Source organism: Alkaliphilus metalliredigens QYMF (assembly GCF_000016985.1).
Taxonomy (GTDB): Bacteria; Bacillota; Clostridia; order Peptostreptococcales; family Natronincolaceae; genus Alkaliphilus_A; species Alkaliphilus_A metalliredigens.
The window spans coordinates 1,727,817-1,743,216 of sequence record NC_009633.1 but is presented as its reverse complement, the minus strand read 5'-3'; the positions used below and the strand labels follow the sequence as shown (position 1 = coordinate 1,743,216).

12 protein-coding genes are annotated in these 15,400 nt (G+C 36.5%); all 12 read right to left on the bottom strand.

Going from position 1 to position 15,400, the window contains the following annotated elements; translation table 11 throughout:
* Nucleotides 1–19 precede the first annotated feature (19 nt).
* The 12 genes from AMET_RS08165 to pheT all read right to left on the bottom strand — a co-directional run bounded on the left by AMET_RS08165 (nucleotide 20) and on the right by pheT (nucleotide 15,393).
* Nucleotides 20–760, bottom strand: coding sequence for an energy-coupling factor ABC transporter permease (locus AMET_RS08165; RefSeq protein WP_012062866.1), 741 nt, complete (start codon nucleotides 758–760; stop codon nucleotides 20–22).
* 267 nt (nucleotides 761–1,027) lie between these two features.
* A complete protein-coding gene (locus AMET_RS08160) occupies nucleotides 1,028–2,314 on the bottom strand; it encodes an aminotransferase class V-fold PLP-dependent enzyme (RefSeq protein ID WP_041720521.1) in 1,287 nt (428 codons plus the stop codon).
* A complete protein-coding gene (locus tag AMET_RS08155) occupies nucleotides 2,260–3,588 on the bottom strand; it encodes a pyridoxal-phosphate dependent enzyme (RefSeq protein WP_012062864.1) in 1,329 nt (442 codons plus the stop codon). The genes AMET_RS08160 and AMET_RS08155 overlap by 55 nt, the downstream gene beginning before the upstream one ends.
* A 19-nt stretch (nucleotides 3,589–3,607) precedes the next feature.
* The gene (locus tag AMET_RS08150) at nucleotides 3,608–5,056 is read right to left on the bottom strand and encodes a Y4yA family PLP-dependent enzyme (RefSeq protein WP_012062863.1); all 1,449 of its coding nucleotides are present in this window, start codon (nucleotides 5,054–5,056) and stop codon (nucleotides 3,608–3,610) included.
* Complete coding sequence (locus AMET_RS08145; protein ID WP_012062862.1) at nucleotides 5,053–6,006, bottom strand: ATP-binding protein; 954 nt, start codon at nucleotides 6,004–6,006, stop codon at nucleotides 5,053–5,055. The genes AMET_RS08150 and AMET_RS08145 overlap by 4 nt, the downstream gene beginning before the upstream one ends.
* A 217-nt stretch (nucleotides 6,007–6,223) precedes the next feature.
* A complete protein-coding gene (locus tag AMET_RS08140; protein ID WP_012062861.1) occupies nucleotides 6,224–7,192 on the bottom strand; it encodes a metal ABC transporter solute-binding protein, Zn/Mn family in 969 nt (322 codons plus the stop codon).
* Between the two features lie 70 nt (nucleotides 7,193–7,262).
* On the bottom strand, nucleotides 7,263–8,138 hold the full coding sequence (locus AMET_RS08135; RefSeq protein WP_012062860.1) for a metal ABC transporter permease: 876 nt from the start codon (nucleotides 8,136–8,138) through the stop codon (nucleotides 7,263–7,265).
* Nucleotides 8,135–8,896, bottom strand: coding sequence for a metal ABC transporter ATP-binding protein (locus AMET_RS08130; protein WP_012062859.1), 762 nt, complete (start codon nucleotides 8,894–8,896; stop codon nucleotides 8,135–8,137). The genes AMET_RS08135 and AMET_RS08130 overlap by 4 nt, the downstream gene beginning before the upstream one ends.
* A gap of 215 nt (nucleotides 8,897–9,111) precedes the next feature.
* The gene (gene mntR, locus AMET_RS08125) at nucleotides 9,112–9,642 is read right to left on the bottom strand and encodes a transcriptional regulator MntR (RefSeq protein ID WP_012062858.1); all 531 of its coding nucleotides are present in this window, start codon (nucleotides 9,640–9,642) and stop codon (nucleotides 9,112–9,114) included.
* A gap of 130 nt (nucleotides 9,643–9,772) precedes the next feature.
* On the bottom strand, nucleotides 9,773–12,196 hold the full coding sequence (locus AMET_RS08120) for a DUF3656 domain-containing U32 family peptidase (RefSeq protein WP_012062857.1): 2,424 nt from the start codon (nucleotides 12,194–12,196) through the stop codon (nucleotides 9,773–9,775).
* 127 nt (nucleotides 12,197–12,323) lie between these two features.
* A complete protein-coding gene (locus AMET_RS24240; RefSeq protein WP_012062856.1) occupies nucleotides 12,324–12,893 on the bottom strand; it encodes a cell division protein ZapA in 570 nt (189 codons plus the stop codon).
* Nucleotides 12,894–12,999: 106 nt separating this feature from the next.
* Entirely contained in the window at nucleotides 13,000–15,393 is a 2,394-nt protein-coding gene (gene pheT / locus AMET_RS08110; protein ID WP_012062855.1) for a phenylalanine--tRNA ligase subunit beta, read from the bottom strand.
* Nucleotides 15,394–15,400: the final 7 nt, after the last annotated feature.

Below are 15,400 nucleotides of genomic sequence, written 5' to 3'. Positions count from 1 at the left end.
ACCTTTACAAATATATTTTCTACACCTTTTCAGCAGGTGATAGAATAAGGTCTGGCCTCACCTTTAAGAAGTATCTTACTATCAGGGCTGTTCCTGTTGCCTCTAAAGCAATCCCTCCTAAGAGTATTAACAATACAGCTATCCACCCACTAAACATAAAGTAGCGCATGGACGCAATTTCCTGCTGAAGTCCTTCTCCATACTGAGTTGAAGAGTCATCTTCATAGGTCACTTCTTGTGTAACACCCTCTGCATGGTGATGGGGTAGCGCTTCTGTTACGTCGGCAGTAATCGCTACAAAACTAACCATTAGTGTCATGGATACTACTAATGCTACCACTGTGGCAATGACAGTACTTGTGACCTTATGATAATTATTACTCAAATACCTGAACAAATAGAATCCTATAGCTACTTCTGAACCAATTACCAAGGTGTTCAAACCAACAATTGTTATACCCCCATGGCCAAATAAAGCTAAAATTAAGTTAACTACAAATACTGCTAAAAACCCTAACTTAGGCCCTATTAAAATTCCCGTTAATACCGCAAGGCTTAGATGTAATGGTACAATTACTAATGGTACCGACATTCCTATCAACATAATAGCAGCTGCTATTCCGGTGAAGGGAATTTTTTGTCTTACCTCTTCTTTGTCAAGGCTCTTCATAATAAAATAGATAACAATACAGGTGCCAACATATCCAGACACCCACCATATAGCAGGTATAATGCCATCTGGGACATGAATATGACTCATTTCTATCTCCCCCTTAATGTGTATTTTAAATCTTCACTTTTAATATATGCTCCTCAGGTAATGCATATGAGTTGCATTATCACTTGTCTATATTCTATATGTATAGGAATTAATTGTCAATAATATAAAAAAATAAGCTTTACCACCTATACAATATAGATGATAAAGCTTATTTTTAATTATATGAACATACAGAGCTTTATTCATTCTGCCTCCTCGGTCAATTATTTTTTAGTGGTAATAGGCTAGAAATTATTCTCAGTTGTATTATATTGCTTCAACTATTTCTTTGATAATAGAAATGAACCGGTCTATCTCTTCCACAGTATTGTATATCTGTAAACTTACTCTAATAGAATCCTCAGCTAAACTTTCATCCCCCATGCAATGACTTCCTGCCCTAATAAATACACCATAGTCATTTAAAACATAACCAATATCTTGTGACTTTTCCCCTTGTATTTTAAAGGAAACAATACCATTTCCAATAATACAGCTACACAGGGCTGGTCCAGGTAAAAATTGAACTTCTTTAATGGTTTTTAATTCTTCTATCAAGTATTGCGTTAAATGTAATAGATATGCTTCTATTTGCTCTATGCCTATTTCTTTAATAAAATCAATGGCTGCCCCAAGGGTTAATATAGAAGGAATGTCCATGGTTCCTGATTCTAGTAAATTCTGTATTTTATCCTCATGATAAAAACCTTCTCCACTAACTTCAATCTTATTATTCCCACCCACCATAAATGGTCTTATTTGACTGTGAAGCCTTTTATTAACCCATAATACTCCTGTACCGTTTGCAGCAAACATTTTATGCCCTGAAAAGTAGAGAAAGTCTGCCTCTAAGTCCTGGACATCTACCCTAACATGCCCAATGCTTTGGCTGGCATCAACTATAAATACAATCTCTTTGTTGCTCCTGAGATTACTAATCATTTCTTTTATCCCCATCTCAATACCAAAAACATTGTGTATATGAGTGAGATTAATGACTTTAGTTTTACGATTGACCTTTTCATACAAATCTATTTCATTATAATCTCCTTGACTATTGATCAGAATGGGGATCACTTTTATTTTAATGCTAAAACCCTGTAAAATATTTTTAATATGTATCCATGGCATAATGGCAGACTTGTGGTCTGAGTAACATACCAATACTTCATCGCCCTCTTTAAGATGGTGAAGTGCCCAGGAGTAAATGATTGTATTGGAACTGTGGGTAGTGCCAGAAGTAAAAACAATCTCGTTTGGGCTTGGTGCATTGATAAATGATGCAACTTTTTTTCTTGCTTCATTTACCTCTATATCAAGCTTGTTTGCCCATTCATAACTACCTCTTCCTATATTCGCACAACAGTTTGTATAAAAGTTATTTAATGTATGAATGACAGCGTACGGTTTTTGGGTAGTAGATGCACTATCAAAATATATTTTGTCAGGATTATTGATTAGTATAGGAAATTCATTTCTTATATTTTCTATATCCATCTCTAACCCTTCTTTTTCTGTCTTGAACGTTCCATAGGATACCCTGCATCCCTCCATGCCACCATTCCTCCCTCTAAACTATAGGCTTCAAACCCTCTCTTTTTCATTAGTGCTACAAATTTTTTGGATTTTTCTCCCACTGGACATACCAGTAGAACAGTCATGTTATTGGCAAAGGGCATGCCAGAATCCAGTAACGCTTCAAAATAATCATCTACTATGTTGATTGAATTTGGTATATGGCTTGTTTTAAATGCCAAACCTCCCCTTAAATCAATAATTAGAGAATTATTCTTTTCTACCCACTCCAATGCTTCTTGGATTTTTATCGTTGTGGCGTTGGATAATTCTTCTTGAGATAGATTTCTAATGGTCTCCTTTTTAATCGTCGCATCAAAAAGATCCGGTCGCCTTTTTTGAATGTAGGATACATACCATTCCACTCTATCACAAACAACGAATACTGCTTTTTTCTTTTCCGATAAACCTTCGTCAATTTCTTGTAGATATTTTAATGTTCCCCAGAAGGCTCCACCACTTGTAGGCCCTCCTAATACCCCACACTGTTTAATTAACTTCAACATTCCATCAATTGCTTCTATCGAATCCACAGTAATAATATGATCATATAGCTTCTTCTCATATATCCCTACTTCATACATTTCATCTATGTTTCTAATCCCTGGGATTGTATCACCTTTATCCGCTACAATACCGACCTTTTTCATGTTTTCATTTTTTTCGTAAAGATACTCTATAATGCCTCTACTAGAACCTGTGGTACCTAATGTGCCAAAGAAATAATCTACGCTTCCAACATCTTTATAAATTTCTTTCCCCGTTGTATCATAATGGGTATCTCGATTCTTCATATTAACATACTGAGCAGTGTGAAAATATTGATTAGCCTCCTGAGACATAATCTTTTCAATATATATAACAGGATCATTAGGGTCTGTAGGATCAGGACATTCAGAAAGACCTGGTAGCTCTTCTATTTCCGCCCCAAGCATTTGCAAAATGCTTTTCACCTCTGGAATCTTAATTCTGTTCGTAACTGTTTTAAATTCTATTCCGTTAATGGCAGCTAAAACCTGTAGGGCTTTAGCGGTATTTCCACTGGAGGATTCAATTATTGTTTGATTGTTTTCCTTAATATTTTTTATATCATCCTTAATCATCCCATAAGCTACCCGATCCTTAACAGACCCAAAGGGATTGTAAAACTCTAGTTTAGCATAAATGTCAATATTTTTTAATTTATGAACTTCTGGAGCAATCCTTAGAATAGGTGTATTTCCAATAAGCTCAATTATATTATTATATAGCATAAATCATCACCCTTTTATCTTAATGAGTATTTACTGGATTGTATAGTTCATCGATAAACCATTTAAATTCACTTTTCTGCTTTACTACAGCCACTTTTTTAGCAATTGGCTGCATAATGGAATCAGTGGCATTAAAATCCATAAAATAACCAGCTGTATTAGGAAATATCACTATATCTCCATTAGCAGGTAGTTGGTTTATGAAAATTTTATGTTTGAATATTAAATCTGATTCTAGACATAGATTCCCGATGAAATAGACCCCTTTATCTTCCTGTAAATCTGTGACTTTACTTCTATGGATTATAATTGGATCTATGAATAATTCTTGGTCCCCCATCACAACATCTGTCCTTTTAAGGTCTAACCCTATTAGAATTTCATCATCAGAAGATTGTTTGATAAAGTTAACCTTTGCGGCACTCAAGCCCAATTGATTCACCAGTGCCTTACCAGGTTCGATAAATAGATCAATCATATTTTCACTTAGGATTGTTCCTATTGTTCTATTTTCAAATTTCGGTAACCTTGTGGATAATAAGGCGTCTAAATACTTGGGGCCTGTTAGATTATCATGGTAATTATAAATATTTAACGTGCCTTTAAGTACCCCTTTTTCTTGCTGTATGCCGAAGGTTTGATTATTCCAGGTTACACCTTCCTGATAGCCTAATATTGATTCCTTTAAATAACTAATACTGTCATTCCATTCCTTGGCATCCTCTATATAGCTAACTTTAAAACCGCCTCCTATATCTAGCACCCTTGGCTCAAAATCATGGTCTCTAGCAATATCAAAGAAGTCAATGCAATTTTCAATTGCTATCACTTTTTCTTTGAGATCAATGGTATCTACATGGAAAGAAAATCCCCAAAAATGAATATCCTCTCTATATTGACTTAGTTTTTCTAAAGCTTGATAAATCCCACTTGCCGGTATGCCAAACTTACTGTTTTTAGATAGCACTTTAATACTTTCAGATTTAAATCCGCTAAATCTCAAAAGAATTTTCACCTTCTTTGTATTTTGAAAATCTATTGCTTTTTTAAGTTCCATTACTTGATCAAGCTCTTGTAAATTATCAATATTAAAAATGATGTTATGTTGCAGCCCTAGGGTGATGAAATTTCTATTTTTAGGGCCTGTTGCCTCAATTCTATCTCCTGTAAATCCATTCTTTAAAGCGCTCTTTAGTTCATTTTCAGATGCCACATCAATATTAACAGCTTCAAAGGAGGCTTGTCTAACTATTGAATTTGACTTATTGGTTTTATGAGCATAAAATACCTTCCCACTGACAAAATGCTTATTGAACACTTCCTTAAATTCTTCTATGTTTTGATTAATTTCCTCTGGAAATATAATATTTAATGGTGATCCCAAACCATCAATTAAATTTAAAAGACTATGCTTTTCATCTATAAATTCCTTAATGGTTTCTCTAAGAAAAGCTGTGAATTTTATCATAAAGCTAACACCACTTTAGTATAGTTAAATTCTGGATCAATATATTTTTCAAGTTCTTCTGAATAGTAGTTATTGTACCATTCTTGACATCCAGCTTTATAGACATTTAATACTCTTTCATAATAGCTATCCCAGTTTTTTTCTGTATCCATAATCAGGCGGTGGATGGTTTCAAATACTGCTTGGTTTTTATTTATAAATTCGTCAAAAGAGCTATTGTCTCCCTGTTCAAATCTTCTTAAATCACTGGAATGTTTTATACATCCAATAAGCTTGTCCTCGCCAATATGTTCTTTAAGGAAATTGATATCATCTTCATCTGTAACCTTATTGCCTAACACATAGACATTTAGCGAATAGTTTTTTGTGATTTTTAGAAAATCCAGATAAACATTAAGGCTCCTTAATGTTGGCTCTACAACAAAAATAATAATGTCATAAACAAAAAACATACTTGTGCCAACACTATCTACCCCTGCGGTTGAATCAGCCACGACAATATCATGTTTATCATCCAACAGGCGATTGTACATAAGCTCCAATGCTCCTAACTTCCCGTGATAACATGAATGCCCCACCTCAGTATTTCTATAGGTGCCTACAGTAATTAGAGAAATATTATCTCTTTGGGTTGCATATGTCTTGATAAAAGGATCCTCACTTTTAGGTCTTATAAACCTTGAATTTAGAGCGGGAGGTGTTGTCCCGATAATAACAGGCTTCTTATTTTCCACTACTGGATGTCTTCTATGGCCTTCTAAGTATTCTTCAAATTCATCGAAGGCATCTCCTATTGATTTATGCTCCATCTGTAGTGTTTTTCCTAGGTGAACATTCATATCTGCATCAACAGCAAGAACATGGTCCCCCATATCTTTTAAATAGCTGATAAACCCTGCTGTAGCTGTTGTTTTTCCGCTTCCACCCTTACCAAAAAATCCTACTCTCATCTTTTCAAGCTCCTTATCCAGTTTTTTATAGTTGTAAATGCAAGTAATTTGCATCTTTAATTATTGCCATCTTTATTGGAACCTATTCCCATTTTTTGTACTTGTCCTTAGCATTTACAATAAACCTGCACAAACTACAATAGACAGATTCTATATAAAAAGGTTAAGTCTATGTTATACTCATAGACTTAACCTTTTTTTCATCAGCAAATCAATTTTAACGTCCCCTCAAACCTTCTACAAGTACTTCTACATTATGCCTCATCATTTTAATATAAGTATCTCCCGGGCTCCCCTTAACGCCGATTGCATCTGTGTACAAACTCCCTGCAATGGGTACCCTGGATTCACTAGAAACCATTTGCATATATCGATCACTGACTGTGGTTTCTACGAAAATTGATGGTATATTTCGCTCTCTTACTAAATCAATTACCCGGGAAATTTGTTGTGGTGTTCCCTCTTCGTGGGAATTCAACTCCCATATGCCCTCCGTTTCAAATCCATAGGCTTCTCCAAAATATTTTAGTGCGTTTTCACTAATGACAATGAGTCGGTTTTCTTCTGGAATTTCTTTAACGCTTTCTTCAATCCATAGCTCTAATTCCCTTAACTCTTTAATGTATTGTTCCGTATTTTCTCGATAAGTTCCTTCCCCTTGGGGATCCAAAGAGATGACGGTATTTAAAATATTATCTAAGTAATAATCAATAACATAGCTTACATTGAGCCATAAATGTGGATCGTCAATGTCCTGATCGATTAACGTTATGGTGGGAGCTCCTTCAGTCACATAAACTAAATCTGTACCGCTGACATTTGTCATGACTCTTTCAATCCAGCCCTCTAGGTTTAATCCATTAGCAAAGACAACATCGGTATCACTGATTTTTTGAAAATCACTTGGAATAGGCTCATACTCTTCTGGTTCCTCTCCTATTGGTACTAAATATTCCACTTGCCCACGGTCTCCTATTACATTTTCTACTAAGTCCCCTATAATTGAGATTGTCGTTAAGATTTGTAGTCCTTCTTCAGGATCTTCTATGTCCTCATGCTGTGCTAATGATTCATCAATGTTATCTTCAATTGCTGGTTCTATCGTGTTACTACAAGCTGATAGTATTAATGTCAATGTCAATAAAATACCTAATACAAAGTACAATTTTTTCTTTTTCAATATCATTTTTTAACACTCCTTTTATTTTTATTAGGTTCTCACCTTAAATGATTGATTGACAAGCACAATTAATTTTTTATTGTACTGCACCATATCTTATCTTTTCTCTCCACCATACCCTTACAATTCCTTGTCTAGGTGCAAATAGAAATGCCATGGCAAATAGTATCGATGCCACTAAAACAATTGAACCACCTGTGGCAACATCATAAATAAAAGAGCAATAAACACCAATCACAGAGGATACCACACCAAATAAAGCTGAAAGTGCCAACATGATAGGCAAGCGATTTGTTAATAGATAAGCTGTAGATCCTGGTGTAATTAACATGGCTACCACCAAGACAATCCCTACTGTATTTAATGCAGCCACAGTTACTAAGGATAGCATGAGCATCAACAGATAATGGATTTTCTTTGTTGGCAATCCAATTGCCTGGGCCATTGTGGGGTCAAATGTACTTAGCAAGAACTGTCTATAGAACAATAGCAGGCCTCCAATTACCACCACACCAATGGTAAATATCACCCATAGATCCACCCTAGATACAGCAAGTACATTGCCAAAGAGGATATGCCACAGATGCACATCAGTTCCCTTTTGAGCTGTAATCATCACAATCCCCAGGGCAAATGCTGCGGTAAACATAATACCAATGGCTGAATCATCCTTAATTTTACTATGCTGTGTAATGTATCCTATTCCTATGGCAGTCATGGCACCTGTTATGACCGCCCCAATAAAAAAACTAAAACCTAGCAAATATGCAATGACGACTCCAGGAAGTACTGCATGGGATATAGCATCACCCATTAGTGCCATTCCCCTTAGAATGATAAAGCACCCCATCATCCCACATATGACTCCCACCAAGACTCCTGCAATCATTGCATTTTGTAGATATTGATAGGATTGCAAAGCTTCCATAAAGAAACGAATGTTTTCCATCATTGACTCACCACCATTAATTGATCTTCATTCCTGCCCATAGCAATACTCCCATTGTAAGCCTTATGAAGTAGCCCCATTTTGAATACATCCTTACTGTCCCCATATTTTACAAGATTTTTATTTAATAAAATTAGTTGATCAAAATAGGCTTCTGCTTTGCTTAAATCATGATGTACCACAAAGATAGTTTTCCCTTGCTTTTTTAAATTTCTTAATTGTTTAATGATAATATTTTCTGAAATGACATCAATTCCTGAAAAAGGTTCATCTAAAAAGAATAGTTCTGCATCTTGGACCAATGCTCTAGCTAAAAACACCCGCTGTCTTTGTCCTCCTGACAGTTCTCCAATTTGTCTTTTTTTCAAATCTTCTACCCCCAGCTCTGCTAGGGCTTTTTCTACACTCTGTTTATCAGACTTACTGGGCCACTGCCACCAGGAGAGATGAGGATATCTTCCCATCATCACAACCTCTTCTACCAAAACAGGAAAATCCAAGTCAATGTCATTGTGCTGGGGAACATATGCAATTCGTTTATTTACCTTTTGGATTATCTGATTAAACACTTTCACATTTCCTTTCTCTATATGCATGAGCCCTAAAATGGCTTTAATCAGTGTTGATTTTCCTGCACCATTGGGTCCTATAATCCCAACTAGCTGACTAGGTTCAACTGCAAATGATATATTTTGGAGCGCTGTATTTCCATAATAGGACACGGTTAGGTTATCAACTTGAACTACATAATCCTTTTCCATTTAATTACCTCCTTTATATTTAATTGAATCATCACCAAGTAAATGCTTCACATGATAGTCATTTAACACATGTATAGCAATCTATAATAAAGTTGCCTGCGGCTAACCTGGCATCTAATAGTACTATATTGAAATACATCTTTTTTGTGCCTGTACCAAAAAAAAGAGAGCCTCCTAAGAAGCTCTCTATGTATCAAATTCTATTAATTCATCCACTATTTTTCAAAATATTTGTTTTGTGTATGCAACTCTTTTTTAACTTCCTCTGCTAGCCACCGATTTCTGTATTGAGCAAAGTTTTCAATAAAATCCTGATTCTCTTTTAGATACTGAAGAAAGGCTGCTAAAATTTGATAATTACTCCAGCTTAGAAAATGCTCTATTCCTTCCACATCCTTTTGTAAATTATCATTAGCCCCTAATATTGCCAAAAACTCTTTTACAATATTATGTCTTTCTAGAAAGTACTTCCCTAGCCGTATACCCTCAGATGTTAAGTGGATCATTCCATACTTTTGATAGTCCAGCAATCCCTTTTCATGAAGTTTTTGCATCATTTTTGTGACAGAGGGAGGCTGTACATTAAGCTTTTCTGCTAAGTCATTGACTCGGGTGTAGCCACTTTTCACACTCAGCCGATAAATCATCTCGATGTAATCCTCCATACTAGCTGTCAACCTATGTTGCTTTCTACTCATTTCATATCCCCTGGCTGTGTAAAACTCATCTGTTTTGTCCATGGTCATCACCTGCCCTCTACCCTTTATATGAGTTTATGCTTGTAATGTACTTTCCATAACATATAATTCCTCTGATGCTTCCGTTTAAATACAAAACCTCCGATCAAGGGATCAGAGGTTTTGGTTATCTTACTATTTATTCAACCCCACGGTAATAATGTCCCCGTGTAAAGGTGCCTTGCTTTTTCTTTAAAGGCTCCTCTTTTCCCATTAAGCCCTTTTCGTATTGGGTAATGGTAGAAGTCACATCTTCCTTTGTTTCATCAGTAAATTCTAACCTTAGCCACTTCACCTTCAAATCCTTAAAGTCAGAGAGCTTGTCGGCTAAATAAAGTGTTTGTCCATTGAATAAAATGGTTCTTCCCCAGTAATCCTTAGTAAAGGGAAAAATAATGTCCTTATGGTCCTTCAGTCCCCATCGATAGTCATACTGATAATATTTACATGGGGCACATTGTTGATCGCACTTTTCCACCTGAACCAAGGGACAATATTCCATTGTCATGATGGGAAGCTTCCCATAGGATACAGCCTCAGTATCTAATCCTTTTATACTCTTGAGTCCTTTCATTTCCCTCAGTGTCAGTTCCAATGATGGTGTCATTCCCTTTGCGCCCATATCTGCCATCAATTGTGCTGTATAGCTATTGAAGATATTTAGGGAATAATCTGCAATGGTAGGTATTTTAAGATTTTGAATACTCACATTGAGCATGCCTAGGTCTCCTGCCAACACGCCATCAATTTTCAGCTTCGATAAACCTTCAACAAGATGAGTCATTTCTTGATCTTTAATAATGGAAGGGCTCTTAAAGTATATTTCTATTTTTTTCCCATGACAAAGATCTATGGCAACCTGTAGTGTTTTAAAATCCCCGTAGTAAACCCGATGTACATCCTTTGTGACTACCTCTCTAAGGTGCATAATAGAGTCACATTTTACAACAAGACCCTTTCTTCTACTGGCGTGACTATACTTATCCTCTATGATGTCATTGAGCATGGGTAAATGGGGAATGACATCCGGTCTTCCTTTGTAGCCTACATTCCTTTGGGCATTTATGATTTCAATTGCTTTTCTTCTTATGTCATTAATCACAGACAGTGGTACCGATACATTGGGGTCTAAGGTAACCTGGACATTTTCCAAATGATAGGGGGTATCGCCAAGCTTGCTTACATTTTTGACGATCTTCTCTTTATCTACAGCGACCTTTTGAGCAGCCTCTACAATAAAGTCACTTTTTACAAAGGCTGTATTTCCCCTGTCATCCCACAATGATAATTCACATGGATTCCCTAGTTCAACTTTAATTTCTGCTCTAATATTAATTTTCCTGTTTTCAACTTGTCGATGATAGGTTTTTTCAAGCTCTTTATTTAAGCTGATGTCTAGGGTTTTGTAAACTTCATCTCCTGGCTGGATATTACCTCTCATCTCAATTTCCACAACTTGTCCCTTACTTCCCTGAATTTTAACAGAACCGCCGATTTCTTCTTTCTTTTGTCCCCATACTTCGATTCCATCTCCAGGTTCTATATCTCTTAATAATTTTATTTTCATTTTTTTTGTCTTTGTATGATAATCCATTACTTCTCCCAATGAAACGCCTCTATTATTAGGCTTCTGGATATTTATCACTTCAGTCTTTTGGCTGTTAAATAGGTAGCCTTTGGTAAACTTCCGATTAAACATTTGTTCCATTTCCCATTGCAATTCTTCATCCTTAAAAGCTTGATTGTGCTCTAAATAATGATCTATGGCTTGTCGATAGGATCCTACAATTGAAGCCACATATTGAGGCTTTTTCATTCTTCCTTCTATTTTAAAGGAGGTGACACCACTATCAATCAATTGATGAATATGATCAAATGTATTTAGATCCCGCATGCTCATATGAAATGCTTGGGAGTCTATGGGTTGGACAGGTTCTCCCTTTTCCAAATCATATAATTCATACATTCTGCGGCATGGCTGAGCACAACGTCCACGATTACCACTACGACCTCCGATCAAGCTACTCATTAAACATTGCCCTGAATAGCTGACACATAGAGCCCCATGTACAAACACCTCTAGCTCCATTTCTGTTGTTTGATAAATTGTCTTAATTTCTTCTAAGGAGAGCTCCCTAGCTAAGACAACACGACTCATACCCATGTTCTTAAGCAATTTCACGCCTTCACTATTATGTAGAGTCATTTGTGTACTACAATGGACTTCAAATTCTGGCAGTGTTTCTCTGAGAATTTTAACCAGGCCAAGATCTTGTACAATAATTGCATCAACATCGATCTGATATAAGAAGGTAATATACCCTAGTAGGCCTTCCATTTCTCTATCTTTGATTAAGGTGTTCACCGTCACATAAATTTTAACACCTCTCATATGAGCATAATCAACAGCTTCCTCTAATTGCTCTCGGTCAAAGTTTGAGGCATAGGCCCTTGCACTGAACTCTGCACCACCTAAATAGATGGCATTGGCGCCATTTTGAACTGCTGCTCGTAATGCTTCAAAACTACCTGCCGGAGCCAGTAGTTCAATTTCTCTTCTCACTTCTCAACAACTCCTAATCAAAATTTAATGATTTTACTCAATAGAAAGAGTAGTCATATTATTATATCACTACTCTTCTTTTCTTACTTATGATATTTTCAAAGGTACATGTTTGCTGATTTAATATTCAGCTTTCCCTCTTGTTATCTTTTGTTTTTTGGTAGTCACCTTTTTGGATCACTTCATCCAACTCTTTGCGGGCTTGTACCAATTTAATCTGGTTTTCAAATAATTTATTTTGGAGACCATTGATAATCTCCTGGGTTTTAGCCAAATCCGTCTCTTTTTGGGTGAGTTTTTCTTTCATAGATTTATTCTCTTCATCATATGATTTATGACTTTGGGTCAAGGAGTCTACTTTTTCTTCTAATACATTGCAGTAGGCTTTGCGCTCCTCTACTTGCTCTAGCGCTGATGTCAGTTGACCTTTTATATTGTCTAAATCCTTTAATGGACCTACATATTCTTTTTCTACCGTATCCACTTCCATCTTGAGCTTTAAGAACTGATCTGCAATATTAATGGATGTTAGGACAGCAGCCATAGAAGTACTTAACTTTGAGTTAGCCTTTGCAATTTCTTCCATTCTCTCGTCTACAAAATTACCCACCCGCAATAGGTATTCCTTTGGCTCTTCTCCAAGAATTGGATATTCCTGTCCCTTTATCTTAACAACTACCTTATTCTTTTTTTCCATAAATATAATCAGCCCCTTTAAATGGCGTATTCCGCTTACTACTATATAGTTCTGTATAAAAAGTAATTTTCCTTCTTTTTTAAATATGTGTATAAATGGATATTTTTTAGTCTCTTAAGATTCCTTCTAGTTTTTCACGGATCTGGGTTAGGATTTGATCGTGTAGGATATTCACATCATCATCGGTCAAGGTCCGTTCTTTATCTCGGTAGGTAATGGAATAGGCAACACTTTTATGTCCTTCGGGAATTTGACTTCCTTGATAAATATCAAATAACGTAAAGCTTTCTAGAATATTGCCACCATTATCTTTAATAATACCCTCTATTTGTTTCACTGTGATGTCATTTTTAAGCACCACAGCAAAATCCCTGGTAATGGCAGGATATTTCGGTAATGGCTCATATAAACGTTCCATACGACTTAATTCTAATAGCACGCTAAAGTCTATCTCTGCACAATAGCATCGTTCATCTATGTCATAGTTTTCTAATACCTTAGGATGAATCTCACCGAAGGTACCAATTGTATGCTGACCCACTAGGATGCTGGCACATCTTCCTGGGTGGAAGGTTGGATGATAATTTTCCACTTCTACTTGAATGTCCTCTATACCAAGTTGCTCAAGTAATGCTTCAATGGCTCCCTTTAAAGTAAAGAAGTCTTCTTCTCCATACATCCCCATCACTAAGTTAGGTATCTCCGAAGGCAAGATTTCTAAGGCTTCATCCTTTGGTAAAAAGATGTTCCCCATTTCAAAGGCCCGGACAAACTTTACATTACGATTGATATTTCTAGATAAGACCTCTAACATGTTGGGAAGCAATGTGGTTCTCATGACACTGGTTTCATCTCCTAATGGATTGAGCAGTTTCACAAAACGTCGCTTAAGACTATCTTCCCTGAGTTCGATTTTATCCACACTCTTTGGACTCACAAATGAGAAAGTCAGAATCTCATTAAAGCCCATGGCATTTAATATGTCTTTTGTAAAATCCTCAATTTTTTGTCCATTGGTTTTGCCCCCAGCCACAATGTTTCCCTTTGCCATGGTAGATATAATTTTATCATATCCATACATTCGAGCGATTTCTTCAGCGATGTCTGCCTCTTCAACTAAATCATCTCTAAATGTTGGAATTGTCAATTCAAGACGTCCATTCATATTTTCAGCCTTTATTTCCAAAGGCTTTAATAGCGCTATCATCTCTTCAGGGCTCACCTGGGTTCCTAATAGTCCATTAATTTTCTCTACGGAAACATTCAGCTGACGGTTGCCCTTGGGCGTGATATAAACATCTACAGCACCCATTAATATTTCTCCTGCACCAAGCTCTGCAATCAATTGACAAGCCCGCTCTGCTGCTATTTGAACTAGATTAGGATCCAGTCCTTTTTCATATTTAGAGGATGCTTCAGTTCTTAATCCTAAAGTCTTAGAAGTCTTTCGGATCCCATCGGCCTCGAAATTTGCAGACTCCAGTAATACCGTTGTGGTTTTAGGGGTGATCTCTGATTCTTCTCCACCCATGACACCGGCAATGGCTAAGAGCTTTTCTTTATCAGTGATCATCAGCATGGATTCATTTAGTTTTCTTTGAACACCGTCTAATGTTTTCATTTCCTCCCCTGAAGTGGCATTTCGAATGATGATTTCATCTCCAGCTACGGCATCTATGTCAAATGCATGTAGTGGTTGCCCATATTCAAGCATCACATAATTGGTGACATCCACAATATTATTAATGGGTCTGACCCCAGACTTCATTAACTTTAATTGTAACCAAATTGGTGAAGGCCCTATCTTAACATTTTTGATCACCCTTGCCAAATATCGTGGACATTTTTCGTTATTTTCAATCTTCACTTGAACATAATCCCCGCTTTTTTCTTTTGTTTCTGTCAAGTTGATATTTGGATAGTTTAATTCTTTTCTAAATGTGGCAGCGGCTTCCCTTGCCATTCCCATCATGCTCAAGCAGTCTGGACGATTGGAAGTGATTTCAAATTCTGCAACCTGATCTGTTAAGCTTAGTACTTCCAATGCATCTGATCCTAGTGGATAGGCCTGGTCTAAAATCCAAATGCCGTCCTTCACCTCTTCAGGGATAACAGACTTCCCAAAGCCAAGCTCATCAAGAGAACATAGCATCCCCTCGGAAACCTCTCCACGAAGCTTTCCTTTTTTAATCTTCAGATCTCCTGCCAACTGGGCTCCATGCACGGCCACAGGAACATAGTCTCCTTCGTTAATATTGGTGGCACCTGTGACAATTTGCAGCATTTCGTCTCCAATATTGACCTTTACAATCACAAGTTTGTCGGCATTTGGATGGGGTAGGATCTTTTCAATATGTCCCACAACAATCCCCTTCATATCCTTTGCAACCTCTTCCACCATCTCTACCTTTGATCCTGACATCGTCATTTGATCAGCAAAGACTTTAATTGATTCATCTATTTTCACATACTCTTTTAGCCAATTAATTGAAACATTCATTTTTATA

Excerpts from the sequence above, each read along its gene's own strand:
- AMET_RS08165 (WP_012062866.1), bottom strand. The coding sequence starts at position 760 with ATGAGTCATATTCATGTCCCAGATGGCATTATACCTGCTATATGGTGG.
- AMET_RS08160 (WP_041720521.1), bottom strand. The coding sequence starts at position 2,314 with ATGGAGGGATGCAGGGTATCCTATGGAACGTTCAAGACAGAAAAAGAA.
- AMET_RS08155 (WP_012062864.1), bottom strand. The coding sequence starts at position 3,588 with ATGCTATATAATAATATAATTGAGCTTATTGGAAATACACCTATTCTA.
- AMET_RS08150 (WP_012062863.1), bottom strand. The coding sequence starts at position 5,056 with ATGATAAAATTCACAGCTTTTCTTAGAGAAACCATTAAGGAATTTATA.
- AMET_RS08145 (WP_012062862.1), bottom strand. The coding sequence starts at position 6,006 with ATGAGAGTAGGATTTTTTGGTAAGGGTGGAAGCGGAAAAACAACAGCT.
- AMET_RS08140 (WP_012062861.1), bottom strand. The coding sequence starts at position 7,192 with ATGATATTGAAAAAGAAAAAATTGTACTTTGTATTAGGTATTTTATTG.
- AMET_RS08135 (WP_012062860.1), bottom strand. The coding sequence starts at position 8,138 with ATGATGGAAAACATTCGTTTCTTTATGGAAGCTTTGCAATCCTATCAA.
- AMET_RS08130 (WP_012062859.1), bottom strand. The coding sequence starts at position 8,896 with ATGGAAAAGGATTATGTAGTTCAAGTTGATAACCTAACCGTGTCCTAT.
- mntR (WP_012062858.1), bottom strand. The coding sequence starts at position 9,642 with ATGACCATGGACAAAACAGATGAGTTTTACACAGCCAGGGGATATGAA.
- AMET_RS24240 (WP_012062856.1), bottom strand. The coding sequence starts at position 12,893 with ATGGAAAAAAAGAATAAGGTAGTTGTTAAGATAAAGGGACAGGAATAT.
- pheT (WP_012062855.1), bottom strand. The coding sequence starts at position 15,393 with ATGAATGTTTCAATTAATTGGCTAAAAGAGTATGTGAAAATAGATGAA.